Origin of the sequence: Streptomyces sp. P9-A4 (genome assembly GCF_036634195.1) — a bacterium.
Classification (GTDB): domain Bacteria; phylum Actinomycetota; class Actinomycetes; order Streptomycetales; family Streptomycetaceae; genus Streptomyces.
The window spans coordinates 4512524-4531641 of sequence record NZ_JAZIFY010000001.1; the positions used below are offsets into that span (position 1 = coordinate 4512524).

Consider the following 19118-nt stretch of genomic DNA (forward strand, 5'->3'; position numbering starts at 1 on the left):
AACCGATGAGCACCATTGACATCCTTTCGCCGGCAGGCGACAAGACCGGGACCGTCGAGCTCCCCGAGGAGATCTTCGGCGCCAAGGTCAGCGTTCCGCTGATCCACCAGGTCGTCGTCGCGCAGCTGGCCGCGGCCCGTCAGGGCACGCACAAGACCAAGCGTCGTGGCGAGGTCCGTGGTGGTGGCAAGAAGCCTTACCGCCAGAAGGGCACCGGCCGCGCGCGCCAGGGTTCGACCCGCGCCCCGCAGTTCGCCGGTGGTGGCGTCGTCCACGGCCCGCAGCCGCGTGACTACTCCCAGCGGACCCCGAAGAAGATGAAGGTCGCCGCCCTCCGCGGTGCCCTGTCGGACCGGGCCACCCACTCCCGCATTCACGTCGTCACCGGCGTGGTCGAGGGTGACATCTCCACCAAGGCCGCGAAGACGCTGTTCGGCAAGATCTCGGAGCGCAAGAACCTGCTCCTGGTCGTCGAGCGCTCCGACGAGGCCGCGTGGCTGTCCGCTCGTAACCTGCCCCAGGTGCACATCCTGGAGCCGGGCCAGCTCAACACGTACGACGTGATCGTCTCCGACGACGTGGTCTTCACCAAGGCCGCCCTCGAGTCCTTCGTGTCTGGCCCCCAGACCGCTGAGACCGAAGGGAGCGACGCCTGATGACTGAGGCCGTCGTCACCAGCAAGACCTTCTCGGACCCGCGCGACATTCTGATCAAGCCGGTCGTTTCGGAGAAGAGCTACGCTCTGCTGGACGAGAACAAGTACACGTTCATCGTCGCGCCTGGCTCCAACAAGACCCAGATCAAGCAGGCCGTCGAGGCGGTCTTCTCGGTCAAGGTCACCGGGGTCAACACGATCAACCGCCAGGGTAAGCGCAAGCGCACCAAGGCCGGTTTCGGCAAGCGCAAGGACACCAAGCGCGCCATCGTGACCCTTGCTGAGGGCAACCGTATCGACATCTTCGGCGGTCCGACCGCCTAAGGGCGGTCTGGATCGTCCGGAATCGGACGAGGACTGAGAAATGGGAATCCGCAAGTACAAGCCGACTACGCCGGGCCGTCGTGGCTCCTCCGTAGCCGACTTCGTCGAGATCACGCGGTCCACGCCGGAGAAGTCGCTGGTTCGCCCCCTGCACAGCAAGGGCGGCCGTAACAACACCGGTCGGATCACCGTTCGCCACCAGGGTGGTGGACACAAGCGCGCCTACCGTGTGATCGACTTCCGTCGTCACGACAAGGACGGCGTGCCGGCCAAGGTCGCTCACATCGAGTACGACCCCAACCGCACCGCGCGCATCGCGCTGCTCCACTACGTGGACGGCGAGAAGCGCTACATCATCGCCCCCAAGGGTCTGACGCAGGGTGACCGCGTCGAGAACGGCCCCGGCGCTGACATCAAGCCCGGCAACAACCTGGCGCTCCGCAACATCCCGGTCGGTACCACGATCCACGCGATCGAGCTCCGTCCCGGTGGCGGCGCCAAGTTCGCGCGCTCCGCTGGTGCGTCCGTGCAGCTGCTGGCGAAGGAGGGCACGATGGCCCACCTTCGTATGCCGTCCGGTGAGATCCGTCTCGTCGACGCCCGCTGCCGCGCCACCATCGGCGAGGTCGGCAACGCCGAGCAGTCGAACATCAACTGGGGCAAGGCCGGCCGTAAGCGCTGGCTGGGCGTTCGCCCGACCGTTCGCGGTGTGGCGATGAACCCGGTGGACCACCCGCACGGTGGTGGTGAGGGTAAGACCTCCGGTGGTCGTCACCCGGTCTCCCCGTGGGGTCAGAAGGAGGGTCGTACTCGCTCGCCGAAGAAGGCTTCGAGCAAGTACATCGTCCGCCGCCGCAAGACGAACAAGAAGCGCTAGGAGCGGGTTTAGATGCCGCGCAGTCTCAAGAAGGGACCCTTCGTCGACGGACACCTCGTAAAGAAGGTGGACGTACAGAACGAAGCCGGTACCAAGAACGTCATCAAGACCTGGTCCCGTCGCTCGATGATCATCCCGGCCATGCTCGGCCACACGATCGCGGTGCACAACGGCAAGACCCACATTCCGGTGTTTGTCACCGAGTCGATGGTCGGCCACAAGCTCGGCGAGTTCTCGCCGACGCGCACCTTCCGGGGTCACGTGAAGGACGACCGGAAGTCGAAGCGCCGCTAGTAGCGGGGTGGAATGACCATGACAGACACTGGAAGGACAACCATGGAAGCCAGGGCCCAGGCGCGGTACATCCGCGTTACGCCCATGAAGGCCCGCCGCGTGGTGGACCTTATCCGTGGCATGGATGCCACGGAGGCTCAGGCGGTCCTGCGTTTCGCCCCGCAGGCCGCGAGCGTGCCGGTCGGCAAGGTGCTTGACAGCGCCATTGCCAACGCCGCGCACAACTACGACCACAGTGACGCCTCTTCGCTGGTCATCAGCGAGGCGTACGTGGATGAGGGCCCGACCCTGAAGCGGTTCCGTCCGCGTGCTCAGGGCCGTGCCTACCGGATCCGTAAGCGGACCAGCCACATCACCGTGGTCGTCAGCAGCAAGGAAGGAACCCGGTAATGGGCCAGAAGGTTAACCCGCATGGGTTCCGGCTCGGCATCACCACGGACTTCAAGTCCCGTTGGTACGCCGACAAGCTGTACAAGGACTACGTCAAGGAAGACGTCGCCATCCGTCGGATGATGACGTCCGGCATGGAGCGCGCCGGCATCTCGAAGGTTGAGATCGAGCGCACCCGTGACCGCGTGCGGGTGGACATCCACACCGCGCGTCCCGGCATCGTCATCGGCCGCCGTGGCGCCGAGGCCGACCGCATCCGCGGCGACCTCGAGAAGCTCACGGGCAAGCAGGTCCAGCTGAACATCCTCGAGGTCAAGAACCCCGAGATGGACGCTCAGCTGGTTGCTCAGGCCGTTGCCGAGCAGCTCTCCTCCCGCGTCTCCTTCCGTCGCGCCATGCGTAAGAGCATGCAGGGCACGATGAAGGCCGGCGCCAAGGGCATCAAGATCCAGTGCGGCGGTCGTCTCGGCGGCGCCGAGATGTCCCGCTCGGAGTTCTACCGCGAGGGCCGTGTGCCCCTGCACACGCTCCGCGCGAACGTCGACTACGGCTTCTTCGAGGCCAAGACCACCTTCGGTCGCATCGGCGTGAAGGTCTGGATCTACAAGGGCGACGTCAAGAACATCGCCGAGGTCCGCGCCGAGAACGCTGCGGCCCGTGCGGGTAACCGCCCGGCCCGTGGCGCCGGCGCTGGCGACCGTCCCGCCGGCCGTGGTGGCCGCGGTGGCGAGCGTGGCGGCCGCGGCCGCAAGCCGCAGCAGCAGTCCGCGCCGGCTGCCGAGGCCCCCAAGGCCGAGGCTCCCGCCGCCGCTGCCGCTCCGGCTGAGAGCACCGGAACGGAGGCCTGACCGAAATGCTGATCCCCCGTAGGGTCAAGCACCGCAAGCAGCACCACCCCAAGCGCTCGGGTATGAGCAAGGGTGGTACGCAGGTTGCGTTCGGCGAGTACGGCATTCAGGCCCTCACGCCGGCGTACGTGACCAACCGCCAGATCGAGGCGGCTCGTATCGCGATGACCCGCCACATCAAGCGTGGCGGCAAGGTCTGGATCAACATCTACCCGGACCGCCCGCTGACGAAGAAGCCCGCCGAGACCCGCATGGGTTCCGGTAAGGGTTCTCCGGAGTGGTGGATCGCGAACGTCAAGCCGGGTCGGGTGATGTTCGAACTGTCCTACCCGAACGAGAAGATCGCGCGCGAGGCCCTGACCCGTGCGGCCCACAAGCTGCCGATGAAGTGCAAGATCGTGAAGCGCGAAGCAGGTGAGCTGTGATGTCGGCCGGTACCAAGGCGTCCGAGCTGCGCGAGCTGGGCAACGAGGAGCTTCTCAACAAGCTCCGCGAGGCCAAGGAAGAGCTGTTCAACCTCCGCTTCCAGGCGGCGACGGGCCAGCTCGAGAACCACGGCCGGCTCAAGTCCGTCCGTAAGGACATCGCCCGGATCTACACCCTGATGCGCGAGCGCGAGCTCGGCATCGAGACGGTGGAGAACGTCTGATGAGCGAGAGCAACGTGACTGAGAAGACCGAGCGCAACGCTCGCAAGGTCCGCGAGGGCCTGGTCGTCAGCGACAAGATGGACAAGACCGTCGTCGTCGCTGTCGAGGACCGCGTCAAGCACGCGCTGTACGGCAAGGTCATCCGCCGTACGAACAAGCTCAAGGCTCACGACGAGCAGAACGCTGCCGGCATCGGTGACCGCGTCCTCCTGATGGAGACCCGGAAGCTGTCGTCGACGAAGCACTGGCGCGTCGTCGAGATCCTCGAGAAGGCCAAGTAATTCTTGAAGGGGTAACCCTTCGAGTTCGTTCCGCCAGGCTCGGTGGGGTCGCGCTGACCGCTAGCGCGACCCCGCCGGGAACCGGCAGACAAATCAGGAGATAGACGTGATCCAGCAGGAGTCGCGACTGCGTGTCGCCGACAACACTGGTGCCAAGGAGATCCTTTGCATCCGTGTTCTCGGTGGCTCGGGTCGCCGCTACGCGGGCATCGGTGACGTCATCGTCGCCACCGTCAAGGACGCGATCCCCGGTGGCAACGTGAAGAAGGGTGACGTCGTCAAGGCGGTCATCGTTCGCACCGTCAAGGAGCGCCGCCGCCAGGACGGCTCGTACATCCGCTTCGACGAGAACGCCGCTGTCATTCTCAAGAACGACGGCGACCCTCGTGGCACCCGTATCTTCGGCCCGGTCGGCCGTGAGCTGCGCGAGAAGAAGTTCATGAAGATCATCTCGCTCGCGCCGGAGGTGCTGTAAGCATGAAGATCAAGAAGGGCGACCTGGTCCAGGTCATCACCGGTAAGGACAAGGGCAAGCAGGGCAAGGTCATCACGGCCTTCCCCCGTGACAACCGCGTCCTCGTCGAGGGTGTCAACCGGGTCAAGAAGCACACCAAGGCCGGCCCGTCGCAGGCCGGTGGCATCGTCACGACCGAGGCTCCGGTCCACGTCTCCAACGTCCAGCTGGTCGTGGAGAAGGACGGCAAGAAGGTCGTCACGCGTGTCGGATACCGCTTCGACGACGAGGGCAACAAGATCCGCGTTGCCAAGCGGACGGGTGAGGACATCTGATGGCTACCACCACTCCGCGTCTCAAGACGAAGTACCGCGAGGAGATCGCGGGCAAGCTGCGTGAGGAGTTCTCCTACGAGAACGTCATGCAGGTTCCCGGCCTCGTGAAGATCGTGGTGAACATGGGTGTCGGCGACGCCGCCCGTGACTCGAAGCTCATGGACGGTGCCGTCCGTGACCTGACCACGATCACCGGTCAGAAGCCGGCCGTCACCAAGGCTCGCAAGTCCATCGCGCAGTTCAAGCTGCGTGAGGGCCAGCCGATCGGTGCGCACGTCACCCTCCGTGGCGACCGCATGTGGGAGTTCCTGGACCGCACCCTGTCGCTCGCGCTTCCGCGCATCCGCGACTTCCGTGGTCTGTCCCCCAAGCAGTTCGACGGGCGTGGCAACTACACCTTCGGTCTCACGGAGCAGGTCATGTTCCACGAGATCGACCAGGACAAGATCGACCGTGTCCGGGGTATGGACATCACCGTGGTGACCACGGCGACCAATGACGACGAGGGCCGTGCCCTTCTGCGTCACCTCGGCTTCCCGTTCAAGGAGGCGTAAGCGAGATGGCGAAGAAGGCTCTCATCGCGAAGGCTGCCCGTAAGCCTAAGTTCGGCGTGCGTGGCTACACGCGCTGCCAGCGTTGTGGTCGTCCCCACTCCGTGTACCGCAAGTTCGGCCTGTGCCGCGTGTGCCTCCGTGAGATGGCTCACCGTGGCGAGCTGCCGGGCGTGACCAAGAGCTCCTGGTAATCCCTTAGTTGGGATGACCGGAGTCTCTCGGTAAGCATTGGGTTGGCGGACGCCCGAGCCTCCATGGCTTAGGCTAGGAGGGTTGGGCGTCCGCCGCCCTTACGACTTACTACGCCGTAGGTCCCCGCGCCGCACCCGTCCCGCCCCTGTGTGGGGAGAGGGATGGCGCACCGGAAACCACGGCGAGAGAGGCCGAAGGCCACTTCATGACCATGACTGATCCGATCGCGGACATGCTGACTCGTCTGCGTAACGCGAACTCGGCATACCACGACACCGTGTCGATGCCGCACAGCAAGATCAAGTCTCACATCGCGGAAATCCTCCAGCAGGAGGGCTTCATCACGGGCTGGAAGGTCGAGGACGCCGAGGTCGGCAAGAACCTCGTCCTCGAGCTCAAGTTCGGTCCGAACCGTGAGCGCTCCATCGCGGGCATCAAGCGGATCTCGAAGCCCGGTCTCCGGGTTTACGCGAAGTCCACCAACCTGCCGAAGGTTCTCGGCGGCCTGGGCGTGGCGGTTATCTCCACGTCCCACGGTCTCCTGACCGGCCAGCAGGCAGGCAAGAAGGGCGTAGGTGGGGAAGTCCTCGCCTACGTCTGGTAGTCGGGAACGGAGGAATAGCTAATGTCGCGTATTGGCAAGCTGCCTATCCAGGTTCCCGCCGGCGTGGACGTCACCATCGAGGGCCGCACGGTCACGGTGAAGGGTTCCAAGGGCACCCTGAACCACACCGTCGCCGCTCCGATCGAGATCGTTAAGGGCGAGGACGGCGTTCTCAACGTCACCCGCCCGAACGACGAGCGTCAGAACAAGGCCCTTCACGGCCTGTCCCGCACGCTGGTGGCCAACATGATCACCGGTGTGACCCAGGGTTACGTGAAGGCGCTCGAGATCAGCGGTGTCGGTTACCGCGTGGCCGCGAAGGGCTCCAACCTGGAGTTCCAGCTCGGCTACAGCCACCCGATCCTGATCGAGGCGCCCGAGGGCATCTCGTTCAAGGTCGAGTCGCCGACCAAGTTCTCGGTCGAGGGCATCGACAAGCAGAAGGTCGGCGAGGTTGCGGCGAACATCCGCAAGCTGCGCAAGCCCGACCCGTACAAGGCCAAGGGCGTCAAGTACGCCGGCGAGGTCATCCGCCGCAAGGTCGGAAAGGCTGGTAAGTAAGCCATGGCATACGGTGTGAAGATCGCCAAGGGCGACGCTTACAAGCGTGCCGCCAAGGCTCGCCGCCACATCCGCATCCGCAAGAACGTGTCGGGTACGGCGGAGCGTCCGCGCCTCGTCGTGACGCGTTCGAACCGCGGTATCACCGCTCAGGTCATCGACGACCTCAAGGGTCACACCCTTGCGTCGGCGTCGAACCTGGACGCGTCGATCCGTGGTGGCGAGGGTGACAAGTCCGCGCAGGCCCAGCAGGTCGGCGCTCTCGTCGCCGAGCGCGCCAAGGCCGCCGGCGTCGAGGCTGTCGTGTTCGACCGTGGTGGCAACAGGTACGCCGGGCGCATTGCCGCTCTGGCTGACGCCGCCCGCGAAGCCGGGCTGAAGTTCTAAGCCCCGGTTCCGGGACTAACGGACGTAACAGAGAGAGGTAAATCCAATGGCTGGACCCCAGCGCCGCGGAAGCGGTGCCGGTGGCGGCGAGCGGCGGGACCGGAAGGGCCGCGACGGTGGCGCTGCCGCCGAGAAGACCGCGTACGTTGAGCGCGTTGTCGCGATCAACCGCGTCGCCAAGGTTGTCAAGGGTGGTCGCCGCTTCAGCTTCACCGCGCTGGTCGTGGTGGGCGACGGTGACGGCACCGTAGGTGTCGGTTACGGCAAGGCCAAGGAAGTTCCCGCGGCCATCGCCAAGGGTGTCGAGGAAGCCAAGAAGAACTTCTTCAAGGTTCCGCGCATCCAGGGCACGATCCCTCACCCGATCACGGGCGAGCGTGCCGCGGGCGTCGTGCTCCTGAAGCCGGCTTCCCCCGGTACCGGTGTTATCGCCGGTGGCCCGGTGCGCGCCGTTCTGGAGTGCGCCGGCGTTCACGACATCCTGTCGAAGTCGCTTGGCTCGTCCAACGCGATCAACATCGTGCACGCGACCGTGGCGGCCCTCAAGGGTCTGCAGCGTCCCGAGGAGATCGCGGCTCGCCGTGGTCTGCCCCTCGAGGACGTCGCCCCCGCGGCCCTGCTTCGTGCGCGTGCTGGGGCGGGTGCGTAATGGCTCGCCTCAAGGTCACGCAGACGAAGTCGTACATCGGCAGCAAGCAGAACCACCGCGACACCCTGCGTTCGCTCGGCCTCAAGCGGGTCAACGACGTGGTTGTCAAGGAGGATCGTCCCGAGTTCCGCGGCATGGTGCACACCGTCCGCCACCTCGTGACGGTCGAGGAGGTTGACTGACATGGCGGAGACCAACCCGCTGAAGGCCCACAACCTCCGTCCCGCCCCCGGCGCCAAGACCGCGAAGACCCGTGTGGGCCGTGGTGAGGCGTCGAAGGGTAAGACGGCCGGTCGTGGTACCAAGGGCACGAAGGCCCGTTACCAGGTTCCGCAGCGCTTCGAGGGTGGGCAGATGCCCCTCCACATGCGTCTGCCGAAGCTCAAGGGCTTCAAGAACCCGTTCCGCACCGAGTACCAGGTCGTGAACCTGGACAAGCTCACCGCGCTCTACCCGCAGGGTGGCGAGGTCACGGTGGCCGATCTGGTCGCCAAGGGTGCGGTTCGCAAGAACCAGCTCGTCAAGGTGCTCGGCGCCGGCGAGATCACCGTGGCGCTGCAGGTGACGGTTGACGCCGTCTCCGGCTCCGCCAAGGAGAAGATCGCCGCCGCCGGCGGCACCGTCACCGAGCTCGTCTAAGACGACTCGATGGCCTGAACATCCGATCGGGGATGCCTCCCAAAAGGGGCATCCCCGATTGGTCGTTCCTAGGGGGGCATGGTCGCCGGTAAGGTGGCGTCCACTGTCTAGACTCCGTGCGGTATGCCCGTGCGGATTTGATGACCGATACCTATCCAGTGATTCTTCGAATCTCAAGCCGTCACCCTTGACGCCTAGCGCGGGGGTCGCAGGAGGCACCGTGCTCACCGCGTTCGCCCGGGCGTTCAAGACGCCCGACCTGCGCAAGAAGCTGCTCTTCACGCTCGCCATCATCGTGCTGTACCGCCTCGGGGCCCACATCCCGGTCCCCGGCGTCAGCTACGAGGCCGTCCAGCAGTGTGTCAAGCAGGCCAGCGAGGGCAACAACAGCCTGTTCGGCCTGGTCAACATGTTCAGTGGCGGGGCGCTGCTGCAGATCACCATCTTCGCGCTCGGCATCATGCCGTACATCACGGCGAGCATCATCCTGCAGCTGCTGACCGTCGTGATCCCGCGCCTCGAAGCCCTCAAGAAGGAGGGTCAGGCCGGTACCTCCAAGATCACGCAGTACACCCGCTATCTGACGGTCGCCCTCGCCATCCTCCAGGGCACGGGTCTCGTCGCGACGGCGAAGAGCGGTGCTCTGTTCAGCGGCTGCTCGGTGGCGGACCAGGTCGTTCCCGACCCGTCCGTCTTCACCATCGCCACCATGGTCATCACGATGACCGCGGGTACCTGTGTCGTCATGTGGCTCGGTGAGCTGATCACCGACCGCGGCATCGGCAACGGCATGTCGATCCTGATGTTCATCTCGATCGCCGCCGGCTTCCCGGGCGCCCTGTGGGCCATCAAGGAGAGCGGCAAGCTCGCCAAGGGCTGGATCGAGTTCGGCACCGTCATCCTCATCGGCTTCGTGATGGTGGCCCTCGTGGTCTTCGTCGAGCAGGCACAGCGCCGCATCCCGGTGCAGTACGCGAAGCGCATGATCGGCCGGCGCTCCTACGGCGGTACGTCCACGTACATCCCGCTGAAGGTGAACCAGGCGGGTGTGATTCCTGTCATCTTCGCGTCGTCGCTGCTCTACATCCCGGCCTTGATCGCGCAGTTCTCGAACTCCACCGCAGGGTGGAAGACCTGGATCGAAGCCCACTTCGTCAAGGGTGACCACCCCTACTACATCACCGCGTACTTCCTCCTGATCGTGTTCTTCGCCTTCTTCTACGTGGCGATCTCGTTCAACCCCGAGGAAGTCGCCGACAACATGAAGAAGTATGGTGGCTTCATCCCGGGTATCCGGGCTGGTCGACCTACTGCCGAGTACCTGAGCTACGTGCTCAACCGGATCACTTGGCCGGGCTCGCTGTACTTGGGTCTGATCGCTCTTGTGCCGACGATGGCGTTGGCAGGCTTCGGTGGCGCCAATGCCAACTTCCCCTTCGGTGGGACAAGCATCCTCATCATCGTGGGTGTGGGGCTGGAGACCGTGAAGCAGATCGAGAGCCAGCTCCAGCAGCGCAATTACGAAGGGTTCCTCCGCTGATGCGAATCGTCCTCGTCGGACCGCCCGGTGCCGGCAAGGGAACGCAGGCCGCGTTCCTCGCCAAGAACCTGGACATCCCGCACATCTCCACGGGCGACCTGTTCCGCGCCAACATCTCTCAGGGCACGGAGCTGGGTCTCAAGGCGAAGGCGTTCATGGACGCCGGCGACCTGGTCCCCGACGAGGTGACCATCGGGATGGCCAAGGACCGGATGGAGCAGCCGGACGCCGCCAATGGCTTCCTGCTGGACGGGTTCCCCCGCAACGTGGCTCAGGCCGAGGCCCTGGACGTGGTCCTGAAGGCCGAGGACATGCAGCTCGACGCGGTCCTGGACCTGGAGGTCCCCGAGGACGAGGTCGTGAAGCGGATCGCGGGTCGCCGCATCTGCCGCAACGACAGCGCGCACGTGTTCCACCTGACGTACAACGCTCCGAAGACCGAGGGCGTCTGTGACGTCTGCGGTGGCGAGCTCTTCCAGCGCGACGACGACTCCGAGGAGACCGTCCGCCGGCGCCTGGAGGTCTACCACACGCAGACCGAGCCGATCATCGACTACTACCGGGCGCAGAACCTGGTCGTGACGATCTCGGCGCTCGGCAAGGTGGACGAGGTCACCGCCAAGGCGATGGACGCGCTCAAGAAGTAACCCCTGGTTCGTGCGATACGGCCGCGGTGCCCCTCAGGGGCGCCGCGGCCGTATCGTTGTTCTGTTCCCCGTACCCGATGGAAAGGCCGCGGCCCGTGCAGATCAAGACCCCCGAGCAGATCGCGAAGATGCGCGAGGCGGGGCTGGTCGTCGCCGCCATTCACGCGGCGACCCGTGAGGCGGCCGTGCCGGGCGCCACGACGAAGGACCTCGACGAGGTCGCGCGGAAGGTCATCGCCGACCACGGGGCGAAGTCGAACTTCCTCGGTTACGGCGGCTTCCCCGCGACGATCTGCACCTCGGTCAACGAGGTCGTCGTCCACGGCATCCCCGACGACAAGACCGTCCTCAAGGACGGCGACATCATCTCCATCGACGCGGGCGCGATCGTGGACGGCTGGCACGGTGACGCGGCCTACACGGCCTTCGTGGGCACCGGGCACGCGCCGGAGCTGGTCGAGCTCTCCCGGGTAACGGAGGAGTCGATGTGGGCCGGTATCGCGACCATGAAGCTCGGCAACCGCCTGGTCGACATCTCGAAGGCGATCGAGACGTACATCAAGCGGCAGCCGCGGCCGGCGGTCGGCGACCACAGCCTCGGCCGCTACGGGATCATCGAGGACTACGGCGGCCACGGCATCGGCACCGAGATGCACATGGACCCGCACCTGCTGAACTACGTCTCCCGCAAGCGCGGCAAGGGCCCGAAGCTGGTCCCCGGCCTCTGCCTGGCGATCGAGCCGATGGTCTCCCTGGGCACGCCTCGGACGGAGGTCCTCAAGGACGACTGGACGGTCATCACGACCGACGGCACCTGGTCCTCCCACTGGGAGCACTCGATCGCCCTGACCGAGGAGGGCCCCCTGGTCCTCACGGCGGTCGACGGCGGCAAGGCGAAGCTGGCGGAGCTGGGTGTGACGGCGGCGCCCGATCCGCTGGCGTAGGAGTACGTTTGAATTTTCTACGGCGTGGTGACTTGCGTAAGGATCAGTTCGGGTGGGCAGACTTCCCGATTCGTCTTTTCCTGGGGCCTGACGTAGACTGATGCGTCGGCTCTCGTGTACCCGTGTGTCCGCACACGGCGGCGGGAGTCGATCAAGGTAGCCGATTCGAAAGGCGAAGCGTGGCCAAGAAGCAAGGTGCCATCGAAATCGAGGGCACCGTGATCGAGTCCCTCCCGAACGCCATGTTCAAGGTGGAGCTCCAGAACGGTCACAAGGTCCTCGCGCACATCTCCGGCAAGATGCGGATGCACTACATCCGAATCCTCCCGGACGACCGGGTCGTCGTGGAGCTCTCTCCGTACGACCTGACGCGTGGCCGGATCGTCTACCGGTACAAGTAGATCTTGCCCGCACCCCGCCTCCGTGCGCGGGTGGTGGCACTGACCCGGAGAACCTCACATCCCATGAAGGTCAAGCCGAGCGTCAAGAAGATCTGCGACAAGTGCAAGGTGATCCGCCGTCACGGCCGGGTCATGGTCATCTGCGACAACCTGCGCCACAAGCAGCGCCAGGGCTGACGCACGCCGACCGACCTGCATATCGCAGTTCTTCGCGCGACGCATAGCAATACGTACATACGCAGAGCCCGTCGGGCCGTGTTCCACGGTTGACGGCACCTCCGGCGGGGGCCGGGGACCCGGACGTACCACTTCTTCACAGGAGTCGGCGGCCGGGAGCGGTTCTGCAGCAGACCCCCGAGAACACAGGAGCCATTGAATGGCACGCGTTTCCGGTGTTGACATCCCGCGCGAAAAGCGCGTGGTGGTCGCACTCACCTACGTCTTCGGTATCGGGCGTACCCGGTCCGAGGAGATTCTCGCCGCGACCGGCGTGAACCCGTCCACCCGTGTCCGCGAGCTTGCCGAGGAAGACCTCGTCAAGATCCGCGAGTACGTGGACGCCAACCTCCAGACCGAGGGTGACCTCCGCCGCGAGATCGCCGCCGACATCCGCCGCAAGGTCGAGATCGGCTGCTACCAGGGTCTGCGCCACCGTCGTGGCCTGCCCGTCCGCGGCCAGCGCACCAGCACGAACGCTCGTACCCGCAAGGGCCCGCGTCGCGCCATCGCCGGCAAGAAGAAGCCGGGCAAGAAGTAGTCCTCAGCGGACGCTTGACCAAGCGGTCTTCGCTGTAGGACCGACCACCTCCCGTAGGAGATATAGATGCCCCCCAAGGGTCGTCAGGGCGCTGCCAAGAAGGTGCGCCGCAAGGAAAAGAAGAACGTCGCTCACGGCCACGCGCACATCAAGAGCACGTTCAACAACACGATCGTCTCGATCACGGACCCCTCGGGCAACGTGATCTCCTGGGCCTCCGCCGGCCACGTCGGCTTCAAGGGCTCGCGCAAGTCCACCCCCTTCGCCGCGCAGATGGCCGCCGAGTCGGCCGCCCGCCGCGCGCAGGAGCACGGCATGCGCAAGGTCGACGTCTTCGTCAAGGGTCCCGGCTCCGGCCGTGAGACCGCGATCCGCTCCCTCCAGGCCACGGGCCTCGAGGTCGGTTCGATCCAGGACGTCACCCCCACGCCGCACAACGGCTGCCGTCCCCCCAAGCGCCGCCGCGTCTGACGCTCCGGCTGCTTGACCAGGGAATTTCGGGCGGTGCGTCCCCTTTGGGGGCGTACCGCCCGTACCCTTGCATACGTAGTACCCGTCGGGCGTCAAATAGTGGGCGTCCTCGACTGAAGGAATCACAGACATGCTGATCGCTCAGCGTCCGTCGCTGACCGAAGAGGTCGTCGACGAGTTCCGCTCCCGGTTCGTCATCGAGCCGCTGGAGCCGGGCTTCGGCTACACCCTCGGCAACTCCCTCCGCCGCACCCTCCTCTCGTCGATCCCCGGCGCTGCTGTCACCAGCATCCGCATCGACGGTGTCCTGCACGAGTTCACCACCGTGCCGGGCGTCAAGGAGGACGTGACCGACCTCATCCTCAACATCAAGCAGCTGGTCGTCTCCTCGGAGCACGACGAGCCCGTCGTGATGTACCTGCGCAAGCAGGGCCCGGGTCTGGTCACCGCCGCCGACATCGCGCCCCCGGCCGGTGTCGAGGTGCACAACCCCGACCTCGTCCTCGCCACGCTCAACGGCAAGGGCAAGCTGGAGATGGAGCTGACCGTCGAGCGCGGTCGCGGCTACGTCTCCGCCGTGCAGAACAAGCAGGTGGGCCAGGAGATCGGCCGTATCCCGATCGACTCCATCTACTCCCCGGTGCTCAAGGTCACGTACAAGGTCGAGGCGACCCGTGTCGAGCAGCGCACCGACTTCGACAAGCTGATCGTCGACGTCGAGACCAAGCAGGCCATGCGCCCGCGTGACGCCATGGCGTCCGCCGGCAAGACCCTGGTCGAGCTGTTCGGTCTGGCGCGCGAGCTCAACATCGACGCCGAGGGCATCGACATGGGCCCGTCCCCCACGGACGCCGCCCTGGCCGCCGACCTCGCGCTGCCGATCGAGGAGCTCGAGCTCACCGTTCGTTCGTACAACTGCCTCAAGCGCGAGGGCATCCACTCCGTGGGTGAGCTCGTGGCGCGCTCCGAGGCCGACCTGCTCGACATCCGCAACTTCGGTGCGAAGTCGATCGACGAGGTCAAGGCGAAGCTGGCCGGTATGGGCCTCGCGCTGAAGGACTCGCCTCCCGGCTTCGACCCGACCGCCGCCGCGGACGCCTTCGGCGCCGACGACGACGCGGACGCGGGCTTCGTCGAGACCGAGCAGTACTAAGAGCTCGGGCCTCACGGTCCGTACCAGGGTGCGGGTGCGCTGTGCTTGATCGCGCAGTTCCCCGCGCCCCTTCCGGGCGCCCCTTCGGGGGCAGTCCGGATCTTCGACGGGTATCCGCCCGCTCGGACACTGTCATCGGTACCTCATACGGCCGGTGCAGATCACAAGGAGAAACACCATGCCGCGTCCCGCGAAGGGTGCCCGCCTCGGCGGTTCCGCCGCGCACGAGAAGCTGCTCCTCGCCAACCTGGCGAAGTCGCTCTTCGAGCACGGCCGCATCACCACGACCGAGGCCAAGGCCCGTCGCCTGCGTCCGGTCGCCGAGCGCCTGATCACCAAGGCGAAGAAGGGCGACATCCACAACCGTCGCCTGGTGCTGCAGACGATCACCGACAAGGGCATCGTCCACACCCTCTTCACCGAGATCGCCCCGCGTTACTCGGAGCGTCCGGGTGGTTACACCCGTATCACCAAGATCGGCAACCGTCGTGGCGACAACGCCCCGATGGCCGTGATCGAGCTGGTCGAGGGCGAGATCGCCAAGAAGGCGACCGTCGCCGAGGCCGAGGCCGCCACCGTGCGCGCCGTCAAGGAGGCCGACGCGGCCGCCGAGGCTCCGGCCGAGACCGTCGAGGACTCGGCCAAGTAAGACGCCTTGAAGGACGCGTGAGCGTTCTTCGGACGTTTCTCGTGAGCGGGCCCGTACCCCCTGGGGTGCGGGCCCGTTCCCGTGTGTTTGAGAGGATCTCCGCGTGAGCGATGACGTGCAGGACGGGTTCGTACGGGTTCGGCTTGACCTGTCGTACGACGGCAAGGACTTCTCCGGCTGGGCCAAGCAGGCCGGCGGGCGGCGGACGGTGCAGGGGGACATCGAGGACGCCCTGCGGACCGTGACCCGGTCCAAGGAGACGTACGAGCTGACCGTGGCCGGCCGCACCGACTCCGGGGTGCACGCGCGCGGCCAGGTCGCCCATGTCGACCTGCCGGCCGAGCTGTGGGCCGAGCACCGCGACAAGCTGCTCAGGCGGCTCGCGGGGCGCCTCTCCCACGACGTACGGGTGTGGTCCCTGACCGAGGCCCCCAGCGGCTTCAACGCGCGGTTCTCCGCGATCTGGCGCCGCTACGCCTACCGCGTCACCGACAACCCCGGCGGGGTCGACCCGCTGCTGCGCGGCCACGTCCTGTGGCACGACTGGGCCCTCGACATGGACGCCATGAACGAGGCCGCCGCCGCGCTCGTCGGCGAGCACGACTTCGCCGCGTACTGCAAGCGGCGCGAGGGCGCCACCACCATCCGCACCCTCCAGGAGCTGCGCTGGGAGCGGCGGCCCGACGGTGTGATGGAAGCCACCGTGAAGGCGGACGCCTTCTGCCACAACATGGTCCGCTCGCTCGTCGGCGCCCTGCTGTTCGTCGGCGACGGGCACCGGCCGGTGGACTGGCCGGGCAAGGTCCTGGCGGCGGGGGTGCGGGACTCGGCCGTGCACGTCGTACGGCCGCACGGGCTCACCCTCGAAGAGGTGGGCTACCCCGCCGACGAGCTCCTGGCCGCCCGGAACCTGGAGGCCAGGAACAAGCGGTCACTCCCCGGGAGCGCCGGCTGCTGCTGAGGCCTGGGAGCGGCCCCGGGCGTAGATCTGGTTGAAGGTGAAGGTGCCCAGGTCGTCGCTGGCCTGGAAGACCGCCTTGTCGGCCTTGGTGACCTTCTTGCCGTCGGCGAAGCCGGCCTGGGTGAAGTACGCGTAGCGGCCGACCGCGTTCGAGCGGCGCAGACAGACCGTGGCGTGGCAGAAGTCAGCCACGCCGGCCCCGGCCAGCGGGGAGACGCCGCCGGTGGCCTGGCTCTTCGCCTTGAGGGCCGCGGCCTCCGAGGGGAAGACGGCGACGCCGACCGTGATCGCCACGCCGTCCTTCACATAGGTGGCGCGGAGCACCCGTTGGCAGCCGTTGTTCTTCAGGACGGTCCCGAGACCGCCCTGGGTGACGGCCGCGCAGTTCGTCGTGGCCGAGGTCGCGCCCTTCTTGTAGGGGCGCTTGTTCATCGTGAGCTTCTTGCCCGGGAAGAGGCCCTCCGCGCTCAGCGGGGCCTTGTCCTTCTTCGGGTCCGAGATGTAGTCCTTCGGGTTCGGCGGGGGCGGCGGCGCCACCGACGAGAAGGTCGGCTCGGGGGTGGGGGAGGCGGTGGGGGCGGCCGTGCCGGTGGGCCCCCCGGCGGTCCCGGCCTCGTCGTTCTTCTTGCCGCTCGCCACCACGGCGGTGGCGACGATCGCGCCGACGACGACCGCGGCCACCGCGCCGCCGCCGATCATCAGCCAGCGCTTGCGCCGGTTACGGGAGGCCGAGGCATCGGCCAGGGCGCCCCAGTCGGGGGTGCTCCCGCCGTCCTGGGCGCCCGGGAAGGGGTCCGGCTGCCCGCCGCCGTATCCGGGCTGCCCGCCGTGGCCCTGCTGCGGTCCGTGGCCGGGCCGGCCGCCGTACCCGGGCTGCTGCCCGTACCCCTGCGGCGGCTGTCCGCCGTACCCCTGCTGCCCCTGCTGCTGCGGCTCTTGCGGCCACTGCGGTCCCCCAAAGCTCATGCCGCGCATCCTAAACCGGTTGGGCCCGGCCGACGCGGGCGGCGACAATGCACCTCATGGGACATGTCGAGGCCGCGCATCTTGAGTACTACCTTCCCGACGGGAGGGTCCTCCTCGGGGACGCCTCCTTCCGGGTCGGGGAGGGCGCCGTGGTCGCCCTCGTCGGGGCCAACGGCGCCGGGAAGACCACACTGCTCCGGATGATCGCCGGAGAGCTCCAGCCCCACGGCGGCTCCGTCACCGTCAGCGGCGGGCTCGGCGTGATGCCGCAGTTCGTCGGCTCCGTACGGGACGAGTCCACCGTCCGTGACCTGCTGGTCTCGGTGGCTCAGCCGCGCATCCGGGAGGCCGCGAAGGCCGTCGACGAGGCCGAGCACCTGATCATGACGGTCGACGACGAGGCCGCGCAGATGAAGTACGCGCAGGCCCTCAGCGACTGGGCCGAGGTGCAGGGGTACGAGGCGGAGACCCTCTGGGACATCTGCACCATGGCCGCGCTCGGCATGCCGTACGACAAGGCGCAGTTCCGGCAGGTCAGGACGCTCTCCGGCGGCGAGCAGAAGCGGCTGGTCCTGGAGTCGCTGCTGCGCGGCTCCGACGAGGTGCTGCTGCTCGACGAACCGGACAACTATCTGGACGTGCCCGGCAAGCGGTGGCTGGAGGAGCGGCTGCGGGAGACCCGTAAGACCGTGTTGTTCATCTCTCACGACCGGGAGCTGCTCTCCCGCGGCGCGCAGAAGATCATCGCGGTCGAGCCGGGTCCCGGCGGGTCGGACGTGTGGGTACACGGCGGCGGCTTCGACACCTTCCACGAGGCGCGGCGGGAGCGGTTCGCGCGCTTCGAGGAGCTGAAGCGGCGCTGGGAGGAGAAGCACGCCCAGCTCAAGAAGCTCGTGGTCAACCTGCGGCAGGCGGCCGCGGTCAGCCACGAGATGGCCTCGCGGTACGCGGCGGCGCAGACCCGGCTGCGGAAGTTCGAGGAGGCCGGGCCGCCGCCGGAGCCGCCGCGCGAGCAGGACATCCGGATGCGGCTGCGCGGCGGCCGGACCGGGGTGCGGGCCGTGACCGTCGAGAACCTCGAGCTGACCGGTCTGATGAAGCCGTTCTCGCTGGAGGTCTTCTACGGGGAGCGGGTGGCCGTCCTCGGCTCGAACGGGTCGGGCAAGTCGCACTTCCTGCGGCTGCTCGCCGGCGACCCGTCGGTGGCCCACACGGGCGACTGGAAGCTCGGCGCGCGCGTGGTGCCGGGGCACTTCGCCCAGACCCACGCGCACCCGGAGCTGACCGGGCGCCCGCTCGTCGACATCCTGTGGACGGAGCACGCCAAGGACCGGGGCGGGGCGATGTCGATGCTGCGCCGGTACGAGCTGGAGCGGCAGGGCGACCAGTCCTTCGACAGGCTCTCCGGCGGGCAGCAGGCACGGTTCCAGATCCTGCTCCTGGAGCTGGCCGGGACGACGGCGCTGCTCCTGGACGAGCCGACGGACAACCTGGACCTGGAGTCGGCGGAAGCCCTCCAGGACGGGCTGGAGTCGTACGACGGGACCGTCCTCGCGGTGACCCACGACCGCTGGTTCTCGAAGAGCTTCGACCGGTTCCTGGTCTTCGGCTCGGACGGGGTCGTACGGGAGACGAGCGAGCCCGTGTGGGACGAGCGACGGGTCGAGCGGGCGCGGTGACCTCGGGGGGTCGGTGGTCGGCGGTGGGCGGTCGGCGGTCGGTGGCTCGGCGCGTTTTGACCCGTCGGGGGGCGCGCGGGTAGTGTTGCGGTTTGTTATGCGTAGTGGCTTCGTCGTTCTCAGGCGAACGGCCCTTACGCAGGTTCCCTGGAGCAGTTACCAGTGGCTCGCATACGGGCGTCGTCCCGGCAGTGCAGGCCCCAGCTGCATGATCGCTTCAGGTGTGTCTGGACTCCATCCACTGAAGAAGCGAAGGC

General features: G+C 66.9%; 31 protein-coding genes. 30 read left to right on the forward strand and 1 reads right to left on the reverse strand.

The window, feature by feature from the left end; all coding sequences use genetic code 11:
• Nucleotides 1-5: 5 nt before the first annotated feature.
• From rplD to truA, 29 genes are all read left to right on the forward strand, one after another.
• Entirely contained in the window at nucleotides 6-656 is a 651-nt protein-coding gene (gene rplD / locus V4Y03_RS20405) for a 50S ribosomal protein L4 (RefSeq protein WP_317877597.1), read from the forward strand.
• Nucleotides 656-979, forward strand: a complete 324-nt coding sequence (rplW, locus tag V4Y03_RS20410; protein ID WP_015035575.1) for a 50S ribosomal protein L23 — start codon at nucleotides 656-658, stop codon at nucleotides 977-979. Before rplD ends, rplW begins: the two co-directional genes overlap by 1 nt.
• Nucleotides 980-1019: 40 nt before the next feature.
• Nucleotides 1020-1856 carry a 50S ribosomal protein L2 gene (rplB, locus tag V4Y03_RS20415; RefSeq protein WP_030318653.1) on the forward strand — a complete coding sequence of 279 codons (837 nt, stop codon included), beginning with the start codon at nucleotides 1020-1022 and terminating at the stop codon, nucleotides 1854-1856.
• Nucleotides 1857-1868: 12 nt separating this feature from the next.
• Nucleotides 1869-2150 carry a 30S ribosomal protein S19 gene (gene rpsS / locus V4Y03_RS20420; protein WP_024755409.1) on the forward strand — a complete coding sequence of 94 codons (282 nt, stop codon included), beginning with the start codon at nucleotides 1869-1871 and terminating at the stop codon, nucleotides 2148-2150.
• A gap of 42 nt (nucleotides 2151-2192) precedes the next feature.
• Complete coding sequence (rplV, locus tag V4Y03_RS20425) at nucleotides 2193-2540, forward strand: 50S ribosomal protein L22 (RefSeq protein ID WP_016645177.1); 348 nt, start codon at nucleotides 2193-2195, stop codon at nucleotides 2538-2540.
• Entirely contained in the window at nucleotides 2540-3388 is an 849-nt protein-coding gene (gene rpsC, locus V4Y03_RS20430) for a 30S ribosomal protein S3 (RefSeq protein WP_033201982.1), read from the forward strand. The genes rplV and rpsC overlap by 1 nt, the downstream gene beginning before the upstream one ends.
• A 5-nt stretch (nucleotides 3389-3393) precedes the next feature.
• On the forward strand, nucleotides 3394-3813 hold the full coding sequence (gene rplP, locus V4Y03_RS20435; protein WP_015035580.1) for a 50S ribosomal protein L16: 420 nt from the start codon (nucleotides 3394-3396) through the stop codon (nucleotides 3811-3813).
• Nucleotides 3813-4037 (forward strand): 50S ribosomal protein L29, encoded by a 225-nt coding sequence (gene rpmC / locus V4Y03_RS20440; protein ID WP_056552388.1) that lies wholly within the window; start codon nucleotides 3813-3815, stop codon nucleotides 4035-4037. The genes rplP and rpmC overlap by 1 nt, the downstream gene beginning before the upstream one ends.
• Complete coding sequence (gene rpsQ, locus V4Y03_RS20445) at nucleotides 4037-4318, forward strand: 30S ribosomal protein S17 (RefSeq protein ID WP_024755411.1); 282 nt, start codon at nucleotides 4037-4039, stop codon at nucleotides 4316-4318. Before rpmC ends, rpsQ begins: the two co-directional genes overlap by 1 nt.
• Nucleotides 4319-4424: 106 nt before the next feature.
• Complete coding sequence (rplN, locus tag V4Y03_RS20450) at nucleotides 4425-4793, forward strand: 50S ribosomal protein L14 (RefSeq protein WP_003956455.1); 369 nt, start codon at nucleotides 4425-4427, stop codon at nucleotides 4791-4793.
• A 2-nt stretch (nucleotides 4794-4795) separates the two neighbouring features.
• Nucleotides 4796-5107 (forward strand): 50S ribosomal protein L24, encoded by a 312-nt coding sequence (rplX, locus tag V4Y03_RS20455; RefSeq protein WP_317874224.1) that lies wholly within the window; start codon nucleotides 4796-4798, stop codon nucleotides 5105-5107.
• Nucleotides 5104-5661: a 50S ribosomal protein L5 gene (rplE, locus tag V4Y03_RS20460; protein ID WP_106975815.1), complete on the forward strand. Its 558-nt coding sequence runs from the start codon at nucleotides 5104-5106 to the stop codon at nucleotides 5659-5661. Before rplX ends, rplE begins: the two co-directional genes overlap by 4 nt.
• A 5-nt stretch (nucleotides 5662-5666) precedes the next feature.
• Nucleotides 5667-5852: a type Z 30S ribosomal protein S14 gene (locus V4Y03_RS20465; RefSeq protein ID WP_003948630.1), complete on the forward strand. Its 186-nt coding sequence runs from the start codon at nucleotides 5667-5669 to the stop codon at nucleotides 5850-5852.
• Nucleotides 5853-6058: 206 nt separating this feature from the next.
• Entirely contained in the window at nucleotides 6059-6457 is a 399-nt protein-coding gene (rpsH, locus tag V4Y03_RS20470; protein ID WP_317874225.1) for a 30S ribosomal protein S8, read from the forward strand.
• Between the two features lie 21 nt (nucleotides 6458-6478).
• On the forward strand, nucleotides 6479-7018 hold the full coding sequence (gene rplF / locus V4Y03_RS20475; RefSeq protein ID WP_317874226.1) for a 50S ribosomal protein L6: 540 nt from the start codon (nucleotides 6479-6481) through the stop codon (nucleotides 7016-7018).
• Nucleotides 7019-7021: 3 nt separating this feature from the next.
• A complete protein-coding gene (gene rplR, locus V4Y03_RS20480) occupies nucleotides 7022-7405 on the forward strand; it encodes a 50S ribosomal protein L18 (RefSeq protein ID WP_148005765.1) in 384 nt (127 codons plus the stop codon).
• A gap of 46 nt (nucleotides 7406-7451) precedes the next feature.
• A complete protein-coding gene (gene rpsE, locus V4Y03_RS20485; protein ID WP_030214033.1) occupies nucleotides 7452-8054 on the forward strand; it encodes a 30S ribosomal protein S5 in 603 nt (200 codons plus the stop codon).
• Nucleotides 8054-8236 (forward strand): 50S ribosomal protein L30, encoded by a 183-nt coding sequence (rpmD, locus tag V4Y03_RS20490; protein WP_056552385.1) that lies wholly within the window; start codon nucleotides 8054-8056, stop codon nucleotides 8234-8236. The genes rpsE and rpmD overlap by 1 nt, the downstream gene beginning before the upstream one ends.
• 1 nt (nucleotide 8237) lies before the next feature.
• Nucleotides 8238-8693, forward strand: a complete 456-nt coding sequence (gene rplO, locus V4Y03_RS20495; RefSeq protein ID WP_317874227.1) for a 50S ribosomal protein L15 — start codon at nucleotides 8238-8240, stop codon at nucleotides 8691-8693.
• A 220-nt stretch (nucleotides 8694-8913) separates the two neighbouring features.
• Nucleotides 8914-10233, forward strand: a complete 1320-nt coding sequence (secY, locus tag V4Y03_RS20500) for a preprotein translocase subunit SecY (protein WP_317874228.1) — start codon at nucleotides 8914-8916, stop codon at nucleotides 10231-10233.
• Complete coding sequence (locus V4Y03_RS20505) at nucleotides 10233-10880, forward strand: adenylate kinase (RefSeq protein WP_317874229.1); 648 nt, start codon at nucleotides 10233-10235, stop codon at nucleotides 10878-10880. The genes secY and V4Y03_RS20505 overlap by 1 nt, the downstream gene beginning before the upstream one ends.
• Nucleotides 10881-10957: 77 nt before the next feature.
• Nucleotides 10958-11824 (forward strand): type I methionyl aminopeptidase, encoded by an 867-nt coding sequence (gene map, locus V4Y03_RS20510; RefSeq protein ID WP_332435848.1) that lies wholly within the window; start codon nucleotides 10958-10960, stop codon nucleotides 11822-11824.
• A gap of 179 nt (nucleotides 11825-12003) precedes the next feature.
• Entirely contained in the window at nucleotides 12004-12225 is a 222-nt protein-coding gene (gene infA, locus V4Y03_RS20515; RefSeq protein WP_003956442.1) for a translation initiation factor IF-1, read from the forward strand.
• Between the two features lie 63 nt (nucleotides 12226-12288).
• Complete coding sequence (rpmJ, locus tag V4Y03_RS20520; protein ID WP_003956441.1) at nucleotides 12289-12402, forward strand: 50S ribosomal protein L36; 114 nt, start codon at nucleotides 12289-12291, stop codon at nucleotides 12400-12402.
• 199 nt (nucleotides 12403-12601) lie between these two features.
• The gene (gene rpsM, locus V4Y03_RS20525; protein ID WP_030214048.1) at nucleotides 12602-12982 is read left to right on the forward strand and encodes a 30S ribosomal protein S13; all 381 of its coding nucleotides are present in this window, start codon (nucleotides 12602-12604) and stop codon (nucleotides 12980-12982) included.
• 66 nt (nucleotides 12983-13048) lie between these two features.
• Nucleotides 13049-13453, forward strand: coding sequence for a 30S ribosomal protein S11 (gene rpsK / locus V4Y03_RS20530; protein ID WP_003956432.1), 405 nt, complete (start codon nucleotides 13049-13051; stop codon nucleotides 13451-13453).
• 130 nt (nucleotides 13454-13583) lie between these two features.
• Nucleotides 13584-14606 (forward strand): DNA-directed RNA polymerase subunit alpha, encoded by a 1023-nt coding sequence (locus V4Y03_RS20535; protein WP_317874231.1) that lies wholly within the window; start codon nucleotides 13584-13586, stop codon nucleotides 14604-14606.
• A 178-nt stretch (nucleotides 14607-14784) separates the two neighbouring features.
• Complete coding sequence (gene rplQ / locus V4Y03_RS20540; RefSeq protein WP_317874232.1) at nucleotides 14785-15255, forward strand: 50S ribosomal protein L17; 471 nt, start codon at nucleotides 14785-14787, stop codon at nucleotides 15253-15255.
• Between the two features lie 103 nt (nucleotides 15256-15358).
• The gene (gene truA / locus V4Y03_RS20545; protein ID WP_332435849.1) at nucleotides 15359-16216 is read left to right on the forward strand and encodes a tRNA pseudouridine(38-40) synthase TruA; all 858 of its coding nucleotides are present in this window, start codon (nucleotides 15359-15361) and stop codon (nucleotides 16214-16216) included.
• Here truA and V4Y03_RS20550 read toward each other — a convergent pair.
• On the reverse strand, nucleotides 16187-17182 hold the full coding sequence (locus V4Y03_RS20550) for a hypothetical protein (protein ID WP_332435850.1): 996 nt from the start codon (nucleotides 17180-17182) through the stop codon (nucleotides 16187-16189). The genes truA and V4Y03_RS20550 overlap by 30 nt on opposite strands.
• Nucleotides 17183-17238: 56 nt before the next feature.
• Here V4Y03_RS20550 and V4Y03_RS20555 point away from each other — a divergent pair, with 56 nt between their 5' ends.
• The gene (locus tag V4Y03_RS20555) at nucleotides 17239-18861 is read left to right on the forward strand and encodes an ABC-F family ATP-binding cassette domain-containing protein (protein ID WP_317874235.1); all 1623 of its coding nucleotides are present in this window, start codon (nucleotides 17239-17241) and stop codon (nucleotides 18859-18861) included.
• Nucleotides 18862-19118: the final 257 nt, after the last annotated feature.